Origin of the sequence: Planktothrix sp. PCC 11201 (genome assembly GCF_900009135.1) — a bacterium.
Lineage (GTDB): Bacteria > Cyanobacteriota > Cyanobacteriia > Cyanobacteriales > Microcoleaceae > Planktothrix.
Genome location: NZ_LT797706.1, coordinates 96,061 through 114,574, shown reverse-complemented (window position 1 = coordinate 114,574; position 18,514 = coordinate 96,061). Strand labels below are relative to the sequence as shown.

Sequence of the window (18,514 nt, the reverse complement as noted above, 5' to 3'; positions counted from 1 at the left end):
GGGAAATGGGGAAGGGGGAATGGGGAATGGGGAATGGGGAATGGGGAATGGGGAATGGGGATTTATTCTTCCATCGTCTTAATAATACCAACAATTATTCTAGTTTCCGATGGTAATTCATTTTTAAAGGATTCTATATGAGATCAATTGCTGATTGTTTATTTGGTGATTTTTCTTGTTTTTATCGCTTAATCCCGGCGGGTTTTTGAGTTTCTACCACAGAAAGAAAAGCCACTTCCGCCGCCGCCTGTTCCGCGGCTTTAATTGAGCGTCCGGTACCCTCTCCCAGTTGACGACCTTGTAACCAAACCACCGCCGTAAAACGCCCCTCATCATTATGAATTTGGCGATTTTGCTGGACTTTATATTCAGGTAAAACTTTATAATGGCTTTGTGTCCATTCCTGTAGAGCCGCTTTATAATTATTTCGGGCTGGATCACGGATAATTTTGGCAGCGCGATCGCGAAAATGGGAATCTAACCAAGGACGAATTAAGGTTAAATTCTGGCTACTCAGATATAAACTCGCCAAGACTGCTTCAAAACAGTCCGCTAGACGGGATTCTTCCCCCGCCTTGTCTCGAATCGCGCTCCCGGCTGCCAGTAAAAACGTACCAAACCCATACTGATCAGCAATTTCAGCCAAAGTGCGATCGCTCACCAAAATCGAACGAATTGCCGCAAATTCTCCCACTGGACAGTCAGGATAAACTTCATAGAGCAACTCAGACGCCGCCAATCTCACCACCGAATCCCCGACAAACTCCAATTGTTCATAATTAGCCTCGGCGGAAAGTGTCGGGTGAGTGAGGGCCAAGTCCAACAAATCCCATCGAATCGGGAGATGAGCCGGGAGTCCCAAACGTTGAATCAGCTTTTGCAACTGGCGTTTTCGATTTGGATAGCCAATAGTCATAGATTTTGGTAGTAAGAGCGAAAATAGGACTCACTGTAGGGGAAAAAATTAGGGGGAGTTCAGAGTCAGACATAAGCCGGGTTCTGTTATTGGTGGCTAGAATTAGCACACCAACGGCGATTATCTATCTGGGATGTCTGTTACCAAACACCTCTAGCGGTACCACTATTAACGAAACGGGAAAAAGACCAACCCTAGTTCCTCCGACCTTGCTCCCAACCGGGGTTTACCGAGCCAACGCCTCACGACGTTGCTGGTGCGCTCTTACCGCACCTTTGCACCCTTACCCGAAGGCGGTATTTTTCTGTGGCACTATCCTCACGATCGCTCGCACTGGGCGTTACCCAGCAAGTTTGGTCTTTCGGGAGCCCGGACTTTCCTCAGACTACTCACTGTAGTCCGTAATCGCCTGCGCTGACTATGAACCCCCCTATCCCATACTACTGCAAAATCAGTGATCAGTAATCAGTGATCGGTAATCAGTGTAAAGACGTGCTATGACACCTCTCTACTCAGTTAGGAGGCAATCTAAAGTTATAATTGATTAGTAAAGTCCCGATTTTATTTATTTCACTGACGACGGATGACCGATAACTGATAACTATTTACTGATCACTGATTATTGTGAGTATTTTAAGAATTAATAAATTGAGCAATAAGTGGCTTGATCTATCGGAGATTTCTGCCGTAATTATCGCCACAATTTTTGTGTTATCTGTACTCTTGGGAATTTATTATTTAGGTTGGTTACAACCCTTAGAATTAGTCGCTTATGATCAACTGGTCAGATTGCGTCCGGCTTTAGCAGCTGATCCTCGATTAGTGGTGATCGGAATTACCGAAGAAGATATTCAAAAACTTGAGCGTTGGCCTCTGTCCGATGAAGTGATTGCACGATTATTAGAAAAACTATCTGAATATAACCCTAAAGTTATTGGTTTGGATCTTTATCGTGATATTAGATATGAACCCGGATATGATAAATTTCAGAAACAACTTCAAATTTCCGATAATGTAATTGTGATTAGTAATTTAGGATATAGTGAAATAAAAAGCATCCCGGCACCGCCTAATATTTCTGATGAAAGAGTCGGTTTTAATGATTTATTGCTTGACCCCGATAATGTCATTCGTCGAAATTTGATGTTTGCTAGTACCCCAGATGGCACTTTTTATTCATTCTCTTTAAGAATGGCATTGCAGTATTTATTGTCCCTAGGAATTGCACCCGCTAATAATCAGGGAGATCCTAATTTTATTACTTGGGGAAAGGCTGAATTTGTTCCATTATCTCGAAATTCTGGCGGTTATCAAACCATTGATGATCAAGGCTATCAAATTCTATTAAATTATCGGGCTGCTAATCATGTTGCCAGAATGATTAGTTTAACAGAATTTTTAGATCAAACCCTTCCCGAAAACTGGATTAAAGATAAAATTGTTTTAATTGGTACATTAGCTCCCAGTGGCAAAGATTTATTTCTAACTCCCTATAGTCCGGCGGAAAAGAATGCCTTTAAAATGCCAGGAGTTATCGTTCATGCTCAAATGGTGAGTCAAATTTTAGATGCGGTTTTAGGTCAGCGCGATTTATTTGTTTTTTGGGAACAATGGGGAGAACTTTTATGGATTTGTAGTTGGGGTTTAATCGGAGCCACCTTAGCTTGGTCAAGTCGAAATCCTTTGATTATTACCCTAGGGAATCCATTTTTAGTCGGTGTTTTATTTGGATTAAGTTTTTTCCTATTTTTACATAACCGTTGGGTTCCCACTACAACTCCTGGTTTGGCCCTTATATTTACCAGTGGTACTGTTACTGGTTACCGTGCATTTCAAGCCCAACGTCAGCAACAAATTGTGATGCGATTATTAGGACAAAATACCTCACCGGAAATTGCGAATGCTTTATGGAATAGTCGCGATCGTTTATTGGAAGATGGAAAATTACCCGGTCAAAAGTTAATTGCCACTATTCTATTTAGTGATATTAGAAATTTTAGTACCGTTTCTGAAGAAATGCCCCCAGAAACCTTAATGGAATGGTTAAATGAATATTTATCCGTTTTAACCCAATGTGTCCAAACCCATCATGGTATTATTAATAAGTTTACCGGGGACGGAATTATGGCAGCCTTTGGCGTTCCCCTCGCTCGGAAAAACCAGGAATCTATTGCTGAAGATGCTTATAATGCGGTTGCCTGTGCTTTGACCATTGAAGACCATTTAAAGCGGTTAAATCAAGATTGGAAAAACCGCAACTTCCCCGAAATTTCGATGCGAGTTGGTATTTTTACTGGCCCGATTGTCGCCGGAAGTTTGGGAGGAAAAGAACGCTTAGAATATGGTTTATTGGGAGATAGTGTTAATATTGCCTCCCGTTTAGAAAGTTGTGAAAAAGATCGACAACCGGGTATTTGTCGAATTTTAATTGCTTACCAAACTTTACAATATATTGCGGACAGTTTTGAAGTTGAATCTTGGGGACTAATACCACTGAAAGGAAGACAAGAAATGGTTGATATTTACCGGGTTATCGGCTGGAAAAAAAGGCGAAAAATCTAATTCTGACCGATACTTGTGGTACAGCAGTCGCCACATCTATTAGGACATTCTTGAAAGCTAAAAGCTGCTCACAGTAAGTATTTACCCATAGCGAAGCGAGATTGCCTATTCCCTATTGCCTCTTGCTATATTAACTAAAACTTAACAAAAGTCCATTTTTAATCAAGATTTTGTAAAGAAGTCTCAATACTGGGGAACACTTTCTCAGGTTTCAGGTATAAAATGCTTAGTATATCAATCTGAAATCCGTAGATTCCCATATTAAGAACGGAATAGGAGATAGGCAATGGGCAATGACAACTCCCACACTGATAACTGATCACTGAACCAATGGAACCCCCCGTAGAGCGAATTCGGCTATCCCAAACAGCGAAGGAGCAGCTAACCAAACTCAAACGAATTACCAAAATAGATAACTGGAACATCCTTTGCCGTTGGGCGTTGTGCCGTTCCCTAGCCGAGTCAACCATTCCCTCCCCGGTTCCCATCCCCGCCGATAGTAACGTGGAAATGACCTGGCAAGTCTTTGGGGGAGAGATGGGTGATTTATTCACCCTAGCCCTGAAGCAACGTTGCCATAATGACCATTTGGAAACCGATGCAGAAACCCTCGCCACCCAGTTCCGCCTGCACCTGCATCGGGGAATTAGTTACCTAGCAGGTGATCCAAATCTCAAACAGATTGAAGATTTAATCACCCTCACCCACGCCCAAAATCCTGTTACCCCGTAAATAGTAGAGTGCAGCACGACCATGTTCTCTCCTAGATTTTCTAGGGGAACTCGCCGCGCCCAGGAAAATTGTTAAACTAGAAGCTAGAGGATAATCTCCGTGATCATACTGAATACAGAATCTGGAACGGTGAATACTATGACTATAGATTCTAACCGCAGATATCATAATGTGATGGAAGACTTAGTTGCCCAGGAAGTCAAGATTCAATTAGCTTCCCTGGCTCCTCGACTCTGCCAATACATTAAACGAGTTGAAGTTGAAACCTATGCTCTCAACCGTTTGCCACCCCTTTATGCTTCTTCACAAGAAGGTTGGATACAGCAACTTAAGAGGGGAAGGGAAGAATTCCATGCCCCGATTAAAACCGCAGTCCGACAGGCGATCGCAGCCGTCCAACGGGACTTGCTACGACACTCAACCCCATTATCCCCGGAAGAATCCACCCCGGTGAAGGAGGAGAGTCCAAAACCAGAGGCTGCCCACCAAATTTTGCCCCGTCATGCTGCTGAATCCCCTGTACCCCCTCCCCCTGGGCTGAATCAGAAAGCTGCCCACCGTCACCGTGCTTTTGCCGATAATTACTCGCGCAAGGAAGCCTCGATTCGGGATGGATGGATGGGTTAACGATTGGGAGGACGTCGGCGTCGCAGGAAGTCAGGAATATCCAAACCTGGTTGACTGGGACTGGCGGGGGTTGGGGGTTGGTTGGGGTTAACTGGAGCCGGAATAGCTGGAATATTGCTTTGGGGTACGCTGGTCGTCCGAGCCACGGGGATAGCACTTTTGTTTTCCCCCGAGAACCCGGTGGCAATTACCGTAATTTTCACCTCTCCCTGCATCCGTTCATCGATCACCGCCCCAAAAATAATATTGGCATTGGGATCAACCACTTCATAGATGGTTTCGGCTGCTGCGTTCACCTCATGTAAGGTTAAATCCGTGCCTCCGGTAATATTAAATACGACACCCTTGGCTCCGTCAATAGAAGATTCTAATAAAGGCGAGGCGATCGCGGCTACGGCGGCTTCTCTAGCCCGGGATTTCCCAGAAGCAATGCCAATTCCTAATAGGGCAGACCCGGCATCGGCCATCACCGCCCGCACGTCGGCAAAATCGACGTTCACTAGCCCCGGAATCGTAATAATATCCGAAATCCCCTGTACCCCTTGACGAAGGACATCATCGGCATAACGGAAGGCTTCCTGCACGGGGGTTTGTTCGGCGATCACCTCTAATAACTTATTATTCGGAATCACGATCAAGGTATCAACCCTCGATTGTAATGCGGCGATTCCCTCATCGGCTTGGGAAATTCGGCGTTTGCCTTCAAAGTGAAAAGGACGGGTCACCACCCCAATAGTTAAAGCTCCGAGTTCCTTCGCCACCTCCGCAACCACGGGTGCTCCACCCGTCCCTGTTCCTCCTCCTAACCCGGCGGTAATAAAGACTAAATCAGCCCCTTCCAAGGCTTTCTGAATTTCTTCCCGGGATTCTTCGGCTGCTTTTTGACCGATGGCCGGGTTTCCACCTGCTCCTAACCCCTTAGTTAATTTCTGGCCCACTTGTAGACGTTTTTGGGCTTTAGATAGGGTTAAAGCCTGGGCATCGGTATTCATTGACCAAAACTCAATTCCGGCAACCTGGCTATCAATCATGCGGTTAACGGCATTACCGCCACTGCCACCTACACCAATGACTTTGATCTTTGCAGCATTGCTCGGAATAATATCGCCACTCCAAGAATCTTCACGGGGCATATCTTTAGAATCGTTATTAGGGTTAACTATTAGTTCTTTTCTACGGAATGGATTGGCGGAATCTTCTGTCAACCAGGGATTCGCTTTTCCTTCAGCATCAGAATTGCCAAGGGTTGACCCCAGATTATTCTTAACTGTCATTTTAATAGGGGGAGTAGATGAATAACGGTTCTATCACTTTAAACCAAATAAACACAAATAATATAAGGTAAGTTGGATTAGAAACCAAGTCCCGGAGGAGAGTTATTCTTTCCCAAGCGATCGGTCTGTTAGTTCGAGGTAGACTTGTCCTCGAGTAATCTGCTTTTATCGGTGCTTTCGGGTTGCATTTGGAGTAGGGGTTGGTTGGGATTTTTTAGATCAAAATACATCATCTGAGTCCGATCTACCTGTTGGGGGATATTCCTCATGCGATCAATCATCCGCAACTGTTCCGGGAATTTGGAGGTATAGGGGCCCAAATGAACTGTACCAATTTCTGTCTCCAGAATCAGATTATTTGGATCTTCCCAATTGATTTGGGAGATTTTCACCGGACTGTGACTGATAGCTTGATAAACTGGTGGCCAGTAAGAATGATACTGCTTGAAGTTGCCAATTACCTTGAGGGTGGGGAGTTTTTGGGATTTTTCTAATTCCGTATAGTTTTCTAACGGCATCCAGTCCCCGGTGGCATCTAACCATCCTATGGCGTTATTTGCTTCGATAGGAGAAGGGGTAGAGGCGGGATGGGCGATCGCTACAGGCTTTCGTTCTCGAATATTAACCGTTAAACTGGGGGGGAATAATTCACGGGTGACAGAGGCAGAGGCAATCTGACCTCGTGATTCCAAGCCCGAGGCTAAGACCTGGGGCTGGATTTTCCATAAAGACTGAGGATAGGATAGCGGTATTAAGGAACGAACCGCTCGATCGGATAATAGCTGATTGCCTTCGACTTTGATTTGTTCAGGTTGGCGAATAAACCAGAAGGGTTGGTTAATCAGCCAAAACAGGCTTCCTGTCAGAGTCCCCAGTGCCATGGTTTGCCATAACAGTTGAACTAACTTTAGACGACGTTGACGTCGTAACTGCTGGCGGCGACGTCCTAATTGACGGGTTGAAAGAGAGTCAATATTGGTCAGATTGCCCATAAGCGGCCCGATTTTCCTCCTCACCACTGGTCACCGCCAACAATTTAGCATATTCTGTATCCCCCTATTTCTAATTGCTTTGGGGATTTCTTTACCGATAACTAATAACTAATAACTGATAACTGATAACCAATAACTAATAACTGATTATCCCCCCTACCCCCGATCCCCCCCACCCTGAAACTCAGCTTCCGCAGATAGAATAATACCCGAATCATCTATCTATTCAATTGATACAGAGGTTAAGAGTCTAATTGTGATCGAGCTTGACTTAGGCAGATTTTATAAAGCCTGTAACCCCAGTAAGACCATCGACATGGCGAACCCGGAAGATCGAAAGTATTACATCGATTTTTCCTCCGTCCGGGGTAGCGATATTATTCGAGAATTGAGTCGCACCATTACTTTGTTGTCCCATGATGAACCAACTTGTCAATTATTTAGCGGTCATATAGGCTGTGGGAAATCGACTGAATTATTTCGTCTGAAAGATTTATTAGAACATCAGGGATATCATGTCGTTTACTTTGAATCCTCTCAAAATCTCGATATGGCGGATGTGGATATCAGTGATGTTTTATTAATGATTGCTCGTCAGGTGAGTGAAAGTTTAGAAGGGGATCAAATTCGTCTCAAACCCGGATATTTTGCTAACTTATTTACCGAAATTTCCGAGTTAATGCAAACCCCGATTCAACTCTCGGCCGAGGCTGAATTATCCGTAGGAATTGCTAGAATTACAGCCAAAACCAAGGATTCTCCTAAATTACGTTCCCAGTTACGACAATATTTAGAACCGCGTACCAGTAATATTTTAGATGCCATTAATGATGAATTATTGGGACGGGCTAATACGGCGTTACAAGCCAAAGGAAAAAAGGGCATTGTCGTGATTGTCGATAATTTAGATCGAATTGATAACTCTCCTAAACCCTGGGGCAGAACTCAACCGGAATATCTATTTGTCGATCGCGGCGAACAACTCAAACGCCTCAATTGTCATGTGGTTTTTACTATTCCCTTGACCTTGATGTTTTCTAATGATTATGATCGCCTGTCGAGTCGATTTGGAGTCAAACCCAAGGTTTTACCGATGGTTCCGGTACGTTTACGCGATGGGGCAGAAAATCCCGCCGGGATGCTAAAATTACAACAAATGGTATTAGCTCGGGCGTTTCCTGATCTGGCAGCCGAAGATCGTTTTCTGTTGATTTCTAGTTTATTTGATAGTCCCGAAACTTTGGATCGTTTGTGTTTAATTAGTGGCGGCCATATTCGACGTCTATTGATGTTGATGTACAGTTGTTTACAACAAGAAGATCCACCTTTTACCCGGGCTTGTTTGGAACAGGTGATTCAAGAATATCGAGATGATCTTTTAGGGGCAATTAATCAGGAAGAATGGGAGTTATTGTTACGAGTAGTTAAAACCCAAAAGGTGACAGGGGAAGATGAATGTCAAACCCTACTCCGAAGTATGTTTGTATTTGAATATCGGGATCAAGAGGGGCGTTGGTTTGGAATTAATCCCGCTTTGACGGAGAGTAGTCAATACAAATTATCGGTCAATTCCCTGAATAAAACCGCTTAACTGAGGTATGGGAGCAGGGGGAGCAGGGGGAGTAGGGGGAGCAGGGGGAGCAGGGGGAGCAGGGGGAGGTAAACTCTTTCTATTACCCATTACCCATTCGTAATTCGTAATTCGTAATTCGTAATTACCTATTAATTAGTAGTCCAATTTACAAAAAAATGGGGGATATATTTTTTTTTGTTTATTTTCTTGCCAATTCTAACCTGACGAGCTAAATTTATATAAAGGGAATATAAAGATATTAAAGATTAAATAACATTTAAGCACTCAACTAATTTTTGAAGTGTTCAAATTTGTTTTGGGATCAGATGCCCAATTTTCCAAATCTGAAATATTGGCTTTTGGGAACAGAAGCGAATGAGAGTATTGATACTCTAAAATACTCATTGTAATTATCATTAATGTGCCGTTTTACCATGGATAAACTTGTTGACCCCAAAATAGTAGCCTCTGTGAATGAACGAGGTTTGAATCGATTGTTACGCGCTGTATCCTTGTCCCAAGGTCAGTTTTCCTTAGTTTTGGTTCGATGCAATTCCAGTCAACTCAGACAAAAAGTTCTACAGGCTGTACAGCTTGATTCTGCCATTGAGATTGAGCCTTTAATTTTATCTCCTCATACCCAAACTCTCTATACAACCTTATTAGAAAGGGCCGAGAAAAATACTCCCTCGGCACTAATGATTTTAGGGTTAGAAACCGTGGAAAATCTGGATATTCTTCTGAGTTCAACCAATCAGGTTCGGGATGAATTTAGAAAACAATTTAATTTTCCGATTATTATTTGGATTACCGATGATATCGCCACGGGTCTAATTCGTTTAGCCCCTGATTTTAAAAGTTGGGCTGCGGCCACGATTAAATTTGAATTAACCACGACTGAATTATTAGATTACTTAAAATTACAAGCCAATACCCTATTTACCCTAGCAGAATTAAAAATCAAAGCCTGGGAACCCAAAACCCAACAGGTGTTTAAATCGACCGTATCGCGTAGTTCTCCGTCTGATTTTGGCGTGGGTTCCAACCGACGGCGAGAATTAGAACTCCATTGGCAGGATTTACAAAATCGAGGTTATGAGTTAGAACCCGCTTTAGAAGCCAGTCGTCAGTTTATTTTGGGTCAAGATTGCGATGCCCATGACCACATCGAAATTGCCCGCCAACATTATCAACAGAGTTTAGCCCTGCTGCAACACGAGGCGGGTTTACGAGGTTATACCGCCCAAGGTGAACTCCCCGGTCAAATCTCCGGTGTCGGACTGTCCCTGGCTGTGATGGCCCCCCAGACTTCCCGCCCACTTGTGTTTTGTTTAAGGGAACGTCAGGGAATTGTATTGTTTCATATTGCTTTAACCTATTGTATTCAAGCCACTCGAAATCCCAACTTAGTTCAGGTTTTATTAGCAGAAGCCAAACGCTATTTTGAACAAAGTCAGCAAATTTTTCAACAAGCCGGACGCCCTGATTTAGTGGCGGGAGTGATTTCCCCTTTAGGTGAAGTATTGCAACGCTTACAATTATGGGAAATGTTGCAAGAATTAGCCCTGGGGGGCGTAAAAATGCACTTGGTTTATGGCACGTCGAGTCAATTGGCTCAAGATTATGTATTTATGGCGGAGGTAGCCCTAAAACGTTCAGAATGGCATCGGGCTTTGATGTTAGCAAAATTGGCTTTAACGATTTTACCATCTGGGAAACCTACGGTGAGTCAAGCACAGTGTTTATTATTATTAGCCCGTTGTTATCAATATCAGGGAGAATGGCAACAGGCAAAGCAGAAATTAGAATTAGCTTTGACCCAAATAGAACCCCAATATAATCCTCAGTTGTATCTGGATATTTTGGAGGAATTACGCAATATTGAGTATCAGCAAGGTCAGTATCGTCAATCTTTTAGAATCAAGAAAAAACAACGGGAACTTCAGCATCAATATGGGTTTCGTGCCTTCATTGGAGCCGCCCAACTGCAACCTCCAAAACAAGCGATTAATCCCTCTAGTACCCGAGGAGAAAATGTCGTTACGATTGCGGAAGAAATGATGGCATCCTGTCGCCAACATGATATTCAGAACTTGCTGCATCGATTAAGTCGTGATGATCATAAATTGATTATTATTCATGGCCGTTCTGGGGTGGGTAAAAGTTCTTTAGTGAATGCGGGTTTAGTTCCAGCTTTAAAGAATACGGCAATTAGTGCGCGGGATTGTTTGCCCGTGGTGATTCAAGGATATATGAATTGGAATCGAGAATTAGAAAGAAGTTTAGCGAGTGCCTTATTAAATTGTGATTCCTTTAAATATCCCCACGAGTCAATCAAAAAACTTTGGTATAAAGTGATAGCCCAATCCTCTATTCAAGATTGGAATAATCGCAATCCTAATCAAATTGATCAAGAATATCCGGCAGCTTTTATTCTGCATCCTTCCTCTTTTGTTTTGAAACAACTCACCGAAAATGCCGAAAGAAATTTACTCACAGTTTTAATTTTTGATCAGTTTGAGGAATTCTTTTTTGTCTCCCATTGTCATCAGGAAAAGCGAAAAATATTTTATGATTTTCTCAAAATTTGCTTAGATTTACCCTATGTAAAAATAATTTTTTCTCTCAGGGAAGATTATTTGCATCATCTCTTAGAATGTGATCAATTAATTAATTTGGATGCCATTAATAATAATATTCTCGATAAAAAAAATCGCTATCATTTGCGAGATTTTACTTTAGCGGAAGCAAAAACCGTAATTGAGCGCTTAACCCAACGGGCTAAACTCCAATTAGAGCCAGGTTTAATTGATGCTTTAGTCACAGATTTAGCCGATGAACGGCAGGAAATTCGCCCGATTGAATTGCAAGTTGTCGGAGCGCAACTTCAGGAAGAAGGAGACCATGGAATTACCACCTTAACCGCCTATAAACAATTAGGAACTAGTCCTAAAACTGAATTAATTAAACATTCCATTGAACAGGTGATCAAAGATTGTGGAAGTATCAATGAAGATGCAGCTTGGGAAGTTTTATTTACCCTAACAGATGAAAAATTTACTCGTCCGATTAGAACTAAAGCAGAATTAATTACAACTGCGAGGAGAGTTGGAGGAGTTGGGGGAGCAGGGGAGGCAGNACAGGGTAGGGGGAGGTTTAATTTGGATTGTGGAATTTATGGTCAACAACTCAGAGAAAATATACAAGATCAGGAAGAAGCAGAAGCGTTTATTGATATCATTTTAGAATCAGGGTTGCTATTAAGAAGACGGGAAGAACCTGAAGATCGATATCAACTTTTACATGATTATTTAGTCCTGCCAATTCGACAGCGCTACGGACTACAGGAAAAACAGCGCCAGCACGATATTCAGCAACGGTTACACAAAGCCCAATCTGAAAAATCAAAGGCGGAAGCAGCTTTAAAAAAAATGAGTCGGGAGCAACTGTTGCAGCGTAATCAACGGTTACAACAATTGTTAGGAGTATCGATCATTGTTGCCCTGTTATTGGGTTTTACTACAAAACTAGCCACCTATCAACAACGACGGGCCGACGGGCAAAAGCAAATTGCCGATTTAGCCACCTTAACGGCCGCTTCCGACGCCCTATTTTTCTCCCAATATAAATTTGATGCTCTCCTGGAAAGTTTAAGGGCGGCTCGGCAATTTCAACGGTTAAAAGCCATAACCCAAGAGCAGTCGGAACTCAAAACCATAGAAACTCGAATTGCGGCTACCTTGCAACAGGCGGTCTATGGAACAACCGAACATAACCGTTTAGAAGGACATCAGGATGTGGTTTGGGATGTTTCCTTTAGTCCCGACGGCAATTATATTGTTTCTGGGAGTGTGGATAAAACGGTGAAATTGTGGACACCCGAGGGTCAACTGCTGCGAACCCTAATCGGTCATCGAGGAAGTGTCACCAGTGTCAGTTTCAGTCCCGATAGTCAAATGATCGCCTCATCTTCTCAAGATGGGACGATTAAACTTTGGCCCGTCGCAGCCTTATCGACAATCAAAGGGCCGGTCACGACCGTTACTCTCCAAGCCCATCGCCAGGGTGTTTCCGCAGTGACGTTTTCGCCCGATGGCCGTTTAATCGCTTCGGTGTCCGATGATCGTCGATTAAAATTATGGAGTCGAGAGGGGACTTTATTGCGAACGGTCTATCGGGCTGCGGCTCCTTTAACCTGGGTGGCTTTTAGCCCCGATGGTCAGGTTTTAGCGATCGCGGCAGCCGATGGGACGGTAAAACTGCTAAAACTGGATGGAACGGTACTCCACACTTTGGATCATACAGCTAATCCGAATAAAACCGTCTATAAGGTGAGTTATTCTCCCAATGGTCAACTAATTGCTACGGTAGGACAAGATCAAACGGTGAAATTGTGGACTCCTCATGGTCAACTTTTAAAAACTTTCAAAGGAGATCGTTCTAATGTGTATGGGGTGAATTTTTCTCCCGATAGTAAACTGTTGGCAACTTCTACGGACAATAAAAATATCTATTTATGGACGGTGGAGGGAACTCTCTTAAAGCAGTGGCAAGGACATGGGGATAAGGTGACGAATATTCAATTTTCCCCAGATGGCAAAACTTTAGTCTCCTCAAGTTATGACAAAACGGTGAAACTCTGGAGTTCAGATTTAATTCCCCTCAAAACCCTGACGGGACATCAAAATCGGGTTTTAGGGGTGAGTTTTAGCCCCAATGGTGAGATGTTTGCATCGGCGAGTCAGGACACAACGGTGAAACTTTGGAGCCGGACAGGGGCATTATTGACCACCTTAGCCGGGCATCAAAACCGGGTAACGACGGTGAGTTTTAGTCCCGATGGAGAACTTTTAGCGACGGCGGGCTTTGACCGGACGGTGAAATTGTGGAAACTGAGTTCTGATTTAGAAAGCTCAGAAAAATCCCGTGGGGGTTTGTTTAAATTGCCTGATCATTTTAGTCTTTGGGGTGCAGCAAAATTAAAATTGTCCCTTCGACAAGGCTCTCCTGAGCGAAGTAGAAGCAGTTTAATGGGCTTGTCAAATGGGGCTCACGACGCGACTTTGCCCCAAACAAAAAACCGGGTTTCGATGGAATCTATTCAACTGCTTCAGACTTGGATTGGTCATGACGATAGCATTATTAGTATCACATTCAGTCCCAATGCCGAACAAATTGCTACAGCTAGTAAGGATAAAACAGTGAAATTGTGGAGTCGGCAGGGTAAATTATTACACACTCTGATCGGACATCGTTCCTGGGTTAATAGTGTTACCTTTAGTCCGAATGGGGAGAAGATTGTTACTTCTAGTGATGATGGGACGATTAAACTTTGGGATGATCAGGGAAAGTTGTTAAAGACGATTATGGCTGATCAGGGTTATGTTCTGAGTATCAGTTTTAGTCCCGATGGTCAATTTATTGCTTCTGCTGGCTATGACAATACGGTTAAACTTTGGGATAATCGGGGGAACTATCTGAAGACGCTGTTAAAGGGATCAAGTGATAGTGTGACCAGTGTGGTGTTTAGTCCAGATAGTCAGTTAATTGCTTCGGCGAGTTACGATGGTACGGTGAAGTTGTGGAGTCGTGATGACGGCACTTTACTGAAAACCCTGGTAGGACATCGGGATAGTGTGATGGGGATTAGTTTTAGTCCCGATGGTCGGGTTTTGGTTTCTGCTAGTCGGGATCGTACATTAATTATGTGGAATCTGGATTTAGATAATTTGATTGATCGTGCTTGTGATTGGGTTCATGATTATCTCCGAACTAATCCTAAAGTCCAAACGAGCGATCGCGATCTTTGTAATCAGTCATCAGTTATCAGTTATCAGTTATCAGTTTAGAAGTTATCAGTTTAGAAGTTATCAGTTTAGAAGTTATCAGTTTGGGAGTTATCAGTTTGGGAGTTATTATCGGTGGTATAGCGCTACCCATTACAGTTAGGACAATTCCAAATCCAACCAACTCATTCACTACTTACTGTTCCGGTGTTTCGGTGTTCTGGTAACTAATAACTGATAACTGATAACTCTTAAACTGATAACTGATAACTGTTGACTGATAACTGATTACCAGTTGAGGATGTCATGTAATAGGGCTTGATATCCTCGGACATTGGGATGAAGACCATCGGCACTCAGGTTTAGTCGCAGCCAATTTTCTCCTCGTTTTAACCAAAGATCAAAGATATCCAGATAGGGAATTTGACGTTGTTCACAGGCTGATTTTGTAGCTTCTTTGTAACGATATTGGTCAGTGTGATTATAATAAAAACAGTTAAGAAATGGCATTTTGCTTTCATCAACAGGTACCATTCCGATAAATACGACGGGACAGAGATTGACCGCCTGATCTAATAAGTGCGCCACTTGGGTTTTCCACTGTTCAAATTCTGTAAAACCCCTTCCGTTAGGGCGTCCTAAACGGGGAGAATCATTCAGACCCACCGAAAGAATCATTAATTCCGGTCGGCGATTTTGTGGATGTCCGCGGTGACTCCATTCTTTTTCCAGTCGTTGTGAAACCTGGGCCACACCGTTGCCTCGCATTCCTAAATTATAAAGGGCATGACCTGTATTTCCCGTGGACATCCATTGACGACGTAAACGTTCGACCCAGCCGCCACCAACCGGATCACCAAAACCATAAATCAAACTATCTCCGAGGGCTACGATTCCCATGGGAGAAGCATCAGGGGAAAGATAATGCCCGGGAGAATGGGATAAATATTGAGTAGAAAGGGTTCGCATAGAAAAGTCCTTTATATAAGGTCACATTCGAGCCAGGGGGTTGAAATTAACAACTTGAAATTTTCTAGTTGTTATGAGACTTTGCTAAATATCTTGCATCTAAAGTCGTTTCTTTATTTGATCTGTAGTGTAGCCTTAATAAATTTTTTAAAAAAGTTCCCAGTGAACTTTTAAGATTAGAATTTTTAATCTATGCAATCCTTTGCTGTATAGATTATTACTCTAATTAGTCCAAATATTCATTTTTTTTTAATAATATTTAAGATTTTTTTTAATAATATCTAAGAGTTAAGAATGGCGGCAGAAGTAATCAGCTATTTGACTTGACACAGAGCTAAAAATTAGTGTAGAATGTTGGGGTAGTGTGGAAAAAACAAAAGAAAATGGCGCAGTACCTGAAAAGTTGGGAATCTCCCCGCTCTCAAGGGAGAAATACGAAAGGAAAAGGCGGTTCTGCCAGGGCGCGACAACTAAAAAAACAACGGCAAACCCTGAGAAATAAACTGAATCAACAAAGCAACGGGAAGGATCAATCGGATTCCTTCCCGATTTTTTTAAGGGGATTCTCCCTGAATATTGGGGCAGATTGTTGTGTTCACCTGAACGGATGAAGGATGATCTTGCCAGTGGCTGAGTAACTGTTGCAACTCGTCTTTTAAGATTTCCAAGGCTGTGATTTGGTGATTAATCTCCTCAACTTTAAGTGCCAAATGTTGTTTAACCTCCTCACAGGGAAGTTCCCCGCGATCGCTAACCTTTAAAATATCTCTAATTTCATTTAAACTCAAACCCAAAGCTTGAGCACGTCTAACAAAACCCAAACGATTAATCACCGACGGAGCAAACAGTCGATATCCAGAGTCTGACCGTTCAACCGTTGGCGCCAGCAAGCCAATTTCTTCATAATAGCGAACGGTTTTCACCGACAAGCCACTTTGTTGAGCGACATCACCGATTTTTAATCTTTCATCTGCAATCACAGCATCCATTTTCCGTAATCCCAACTATTAACGGACTTAATAGGAAGAACGATTCTTATCGGTTAATCTAGGAAGGGGAGAGCGGGCAGAACTTGGGGGGAGAGCATATTCTGGGGCGGTTTCGGCTTGTTGCAGTTTAGACTTTTGCCACATCCACCACCGCAAAACCAAGATGATCCCAACGGTGGAGAGGCCGAAACTTAATAAGGACACACTGGAACTGACCCCACCAATCACTGCATCTACGGTTCCCACCGTGACCACAAAACTAACAATAGGTTCTCGACGATACGCAGACTTGAGAACACGCGGCCATAAAGCATTCATCACAATTTCACTCTAAATTTTTACGGGTTAACTTGAGTACAATCTCTCGGATTGGGAGCCGATAGCATTATCCTATAATCTTCTTCACTTGAAAGTTTATCTAATCCCAATTTAACCTAATTTATAGGGATTGACTGGATTTGGGTGATTAGTCATCCGCTCGATGGAGGGGAAACTTAGGATTCTATTTAGCCTGGATTTGAGTGAATCACAAAAACAGCTGGTGAACCCTTGAAATCCTAAATTTACCCTCACTCCTGAACGGAAGACTGATGACCAATAATCAATCGATTTGGTAAGATTAACTCAGCCCTAGCCAGGATAACAAACCCTGCCCGCTAAAATATTCAATCGCCAAGGTGATCAAAAAACCAATCATGGCGGCTCGACCATTTAACCGTTCAGCATATTGATTGAATCCAAATTTGGGTTCGTTGAGGTTGGGGGTTGTTGTGGGTTGGGGTTGGTTCATATTGAATTCCTTGGGTTTTTCATGCGTTGATTTTGATTTTACCCCCTGATCGTATAAAAAATGTCCTATCTACCTGACCCATCACCGACTCCGAATTCGGTTCAACGAGTTGCCTCTGCCCTGCGTACCACAGGCTGGATTTGCTTTTGGACACAACTGGTTTTATGGGTAATTGCGGTTATTATTCAGCTTTTCGCTATTTTAGTTTTTAGTCGCGGGACGGCGGGAACAACGGCCTCTACATCGGGAATTGGTGGGGGTTTGGTCTTTGCCTTAATCGGATTGGGGATTTTGGGGTTTAGTATTTTTCAGGCCTTTGGTTATACTCGTTTGGCCCGTAGGCTGAAAGCGCCGGGTATCACCCGTCCCAGTCGGGGAGAAACTTTCAAACGCATTCGTATAGGATTAACCAGTAATTTAAGTGGAATGGCGGTGACCTTACTGGCTTCAGAAGCCATTAATGGGATTCTCTTGGCAAAAGCCATCTCTCAACCTCGGGGTTTATTCTCCCCTTCTGGCAACTTGCAGGATTTTATCCAACCCCTGGATTTTTTCGTGGTTCTAGCCAATACCCATACGATTCTTGCTCATTTTGTTGGGATTGCTGGGGCGCTGTGGTTGATCAATCGAATTTACAAGAATTGAATCCCAGATAAATAAAGGTTTTGGATTTTTGTCAATCATTTTTAACAAAAAGTTGCAAACTTGAGAAATTTGTGTTAACTTTTATGTAGTTGGCTCAAGCAAACAGGAGAGTTTTTGATTATGGAAAGCAAAGATACCAAGTTTGGGTTCACAGACTTCGCTGAGACTTGGAATGGCCGTTTAGCGATGCTAGGGTTCGCTATTGGTTTAGCCACGGAATTCCTAACCGGTCAAGGGATTCTGTCTCAATTAGGTTTAATGTAATTGTTCGGATTCTTTTCAACGCATTGAAGGGTTCTAGGACTTAACCTCAGAACCCCATTTACTCCCTAAATAGCAATAATCCCTCAAATTCGTAGTGTTTGGGGGATTTTTGCGGTTCAAAATAGACAAAGGAAATTGAGATCAACCCAGGTTAACTTCTTCAGGTAGATAAACTTTATATAAACGCCACAACCCCAGTAAAATCAGAAGTTGAAGACTCCAATGGGCGAAGGCAAACCCCCAAACTAGGCAGATAAGTCCAATCACTCCCGCTAAAACGAAGGGAACATCATTAGAGGTTTGTGTATAGATCCAGATGGAACCCAGGGCAAAAGTCAGAAGCATAAGATAGACTGAGGGCATGATCTCCACCTCCTAGGTGAGTTGCATTAAGT

The 18,514-nt window shown here is 43.0% G+C and carries 15 protein-coding genes and 1 other RNA gene; 7 read left to right on the top strand and 9 right to left on the bottom strand.

What is annotated here, in order from left to right; genetic code table 11:
* Positions 1–181: 181 nt before the first annotated feature.
* Positions 182–916: a ribonuclease III gene (gene rnc, locus PL11201_RS17635; protein WP_079680204.1), complete on the bottom strand. Its 735-nt coding sequence runs from the start codon at positions 914–916 to the stop codon at positions 182–184.
* 57 nt (positions 917–973) lie between these two features.
* An RNA gene (gene rnpB, locus PL11201_RS17630) (RNase P RNA component class A) lies at positions 974–1,338 on the bottom strand.
* Positions 1,339–1,564: 226 nt separating this feature from the next.
* Between rnpB and PL11201_RS17625 the strand changes: the two genes are divergently transcribed.
* The 3 genes from PL11201_RS17625 (at position 1,565) to PL11201_RS17615 (ending at position 4,837) form a co-directional block, all read left to right on the top strand.
* Positions 1,565–3,478: a CHASE2 domain-containing protein gene (locus PL11201_RS17625; protein WP_234996756.1), complete on the top strand. Its 1,914-nt coding sequence runs from the start codon at positions 1,565–1,567 to the stop codon at positions 3,476–3,478.
* Positions 3,479–3,808: 330 nt separating this feature from the next.
* Positions 3,809–4,210 carry a DNA sulfur modification protein DndE gene (dndE, locus tag PL11201_RS17620; RefSeq protein ID WP_079680202.1) on the top strand — a complete coding sequence of 134 codons (402 nt, stop codon included), beginning with the start codon at positions 3,809–3,811 and terminating at the stop codon, positions 4,208–4,210.
* Between the two features lie 138 nt (positions 4,211–4,348).
* Positions 4,349–4,837 carry a late competence development ComFB family protein gene (locus tag PL11201_RS17615; RefSeq protein WP_234996755.1) on the top strand — a complete coding sequence of 163 codons (489 nt, stop codon included), beginning with the start codon at positions 4,349–4,351 and terminating at the stop codon, positions 4,835–4,837.
* On the opposite strand, the gene ftsZ is transcribed toward PL11201_RS17615, so the two are convergent.
* The gene (ftsZ, locus tag PL11201_RS17610; protein WP_079680201.1) at positions 4,834–6,111 is read right to left on the bottom strand and encodes a cell division protein FtsZ; all 1,278 of its coding nucleotides are present in this window, start codon (positions 6,109–6,111) and stop codon (positions 4,834–4,836) included. The two genes, PL11201_RS17615 and ftsZ, sit on opposite strands and share 4 nt — an antisense overlap.
* Positions 6,112–6,239: 128 nt before the next feature.
* Entirely contained in the window at positions 6,240–7,103 is an 864-nt protein-coding gene (locus tag PL11201_RS17605; RefSeq protein WP_200816808.1) for a cell division protein FtsQ/DivIB, read from the bottom strand.
* 256 nt (positions 7,104–7,359) lie between these two features.
* On the opposite strand from PL11201_RS17605, the gene PL11201_RS17600 reads away from it, so the two are divergent.
* Together PL11201_RS17600 and PL11201_RS17595 are read left to right on the top strand one after the other, a co-directional pair.
* Positions 7,360–8,694: an AAA family ATPase gene (locus PL11201_RS17600; RefSeq protein ID WP_234996754.1), complete on the top strand. Its 1,335-nt coding sequence runs from the start codon at positions 7,360–7,362 to the stop codon at positions 8,692–8,694.
* A gap of 416 nt (positions 8,695–9,110) precedes the next feature.
* Entirely contained in the window at positions 9,111–14,525 is a 5,415-nt protein-coding gene (locus tag PL11201_RS17595) for a WD40 domain-containing protein (RefSeq protein ID WP_079680199.1), read from the top strand.
* 225 nt (positions 14,526–14,750) lie between these two features.
* Here the strand turns inward: PL11201_RS17595 and PL11201_RS17590 are convergent, their stop codons facing one another.
* The 4 genes from PL11201_RS17590 to PL11201_RS26885 form a co-directional block, all read right to left on the bottom strand.
* A complete protein-coding gene (locus PL11201_RS17590; RefSeq protein WP_234996762.1) occupies positions 14,751–15,362 on the bottom strand; it encodes a GDSL-type esterase/lipase family protein in 612 nt (203 codons plus the stop codon).
* 623 nt (positions 15,363–15,985) lie between these two features.
* Complete coding sequence (locus PL11201_RS17580; protein WP_079680196.1) at positions 15,986–16,420, bottom strand: heavy metal-responsive transcriptional regulator; 435 nt, start codon at positions 16,418–16,420, stop codon at positions 15,986–15,988.
* A gap of 27 nt (positions 16,421–16,447) precedes the next feature.
* Positions 16,448–16,738 (bottom strand): hypothetical protein, encoded by a 291-nt coding sequence (locus PL11201_RS17575; protein WP_079680195.1) that lies wholly within the window; start codon positions 16,736–16,738, stop codon positions 16,448–16,450.
* Between the two features lie 301 nt (positions 16,739–17,039).
* Complete coding sequence (locus tag PL11201_RS26885; RefSeq protein WP_186440269.1) at positions 17,040–17,210, bottom strand: hypothetical protein; 171 nt, start codon at positions 17,208–17,210, stop codon at positions 17,040–17,042.
* Between the two features lie 60 nt (positions 17,211–17,270).
* Here PL11201_RS26885 and PL11201_RS17570 point away from each other — a divergent pair, with 60 nt between their 5' ends.
* Together PL11201_RS17570 and PL11201_RS17565 are read left to right on the top strand one after the other, a co-directional pair.
* Complete coding sequence (locus PL11201_RS17570; protein ID WP_079680194.1) at positions 17,271–17,855, top strand: DUF3611 family protein; 585 nt, start codon at positions 17,271–17,273, stop codon at positions 17,853–17,855.
* A 120-nt stretch (positions 17,856–17,975) separates the two neighbouring features.
* Positions 17,976–18,119, top strand: a complete 144-nt coding sequence (locus tag PL11201_RS17565) for a chlorophyll a/b-binding protein (protein ID WP_079680193.1) — start codon at positions 17,976–17,978, stop codon at positions 18,117–18,119.
* Between the two features lie 141 nt (positions 18,120–18,260).
* On the opposite strand, the gene PL11201_RS17560 is transcribed toward PL11201_RS17565, so the two are convergent.
* Positions 18,261–18,482, bottom strand: a complete 222-nt coding sequence (locus tag PL11201_RS17560; RefSeq protein ID WP_079680192.1) for a hypothetical protein — start codon at positions 18,480–18,482, stop codon at positions 18,261–18,263.
* Positions 18,483–18,514 lie beyond the last annotated feature (32 nt).

Coding starts and splice junctions, on each gene's coding strand:
- PL11201_RS17615 (WP_234996755.1), top strand. CDS start 4,349: ATGACTATAGATTCTAACCGCAGATATCATAATGTGATGGAAGACTTA.
- PL11201_RS17590 (WP_234996762.1), bottom strand. CDS start 15,362: ATGGGAATCGTAGCCCTCGGAGATAGTTTGATTTATGGTTTTGGTGAT.
- PL11201_RS17560 (WP_079680192.1), bottom strand. CDS start 18,482: ATGCCCTCAGTCTATCTTATGCTTCTGACTTTTGCCCTGGGTTCCATC.
- ftsZ (WP_079680201.1), bottom strand. CDS start 6,111: ATGACAGTTAAGAATAATCTGGGGTCAACCCTTGGCAATTCTGATGCT.
- PL11201_RS17580 (WP_079680196.1), bottom strand. CDS start 16,420: ATGGATGCTGTGATTGCAGATGAAAGATTAAAAATCGGTGATGTCGCT.
- PL11201_RS17575 (WP_079680195.1), bottom strand. CDS start 16,738: ATGAATGCTTTATGGCCGCGTGTTCTCAAGTCTGCGTATCGTCGAGAA.
- rnc (WP_079680204.1), bottom strand. CDS start 916: ATGACTATTGGCTATCCAAATCGAAAACGCCAGTTGCAAAAGCTGATT.
- PL11201_RS17565 (WP_079680193.1), top strand. CDS start 17,976: ATGGAAAGCAAAGATACCAAGTTTGGGTTCACAGACTTCGCTGAGACT.
- PL11201_RS17605 (WP_200816808.1), bottom strand. CDS start 7,103: ATGGGCAATCTGACCAATATTGACTCTCTTTCAACCCGTCAATTAGGA.
- PL11201_RS17570 (WP_079680194.1), top strand. CDS start 17,271: ATGTCCTATCTACCTGACCCATCACCGACTCCGAATTCGGTTCAACGA.
- PL11201_RS26885 (WP_186440269.1), bottom strand. CDS start 17,210: ATGAACCAACCCCAACCCACAACAACCCCCAACCTCAACGAACCCAAA.
- dndE (WP_079680202.1), top strand. CDS start 3,809: ATGGAACCCCCCGTAGAGCGAATTCGGCTATCCCAAACAGCGAAGGAG.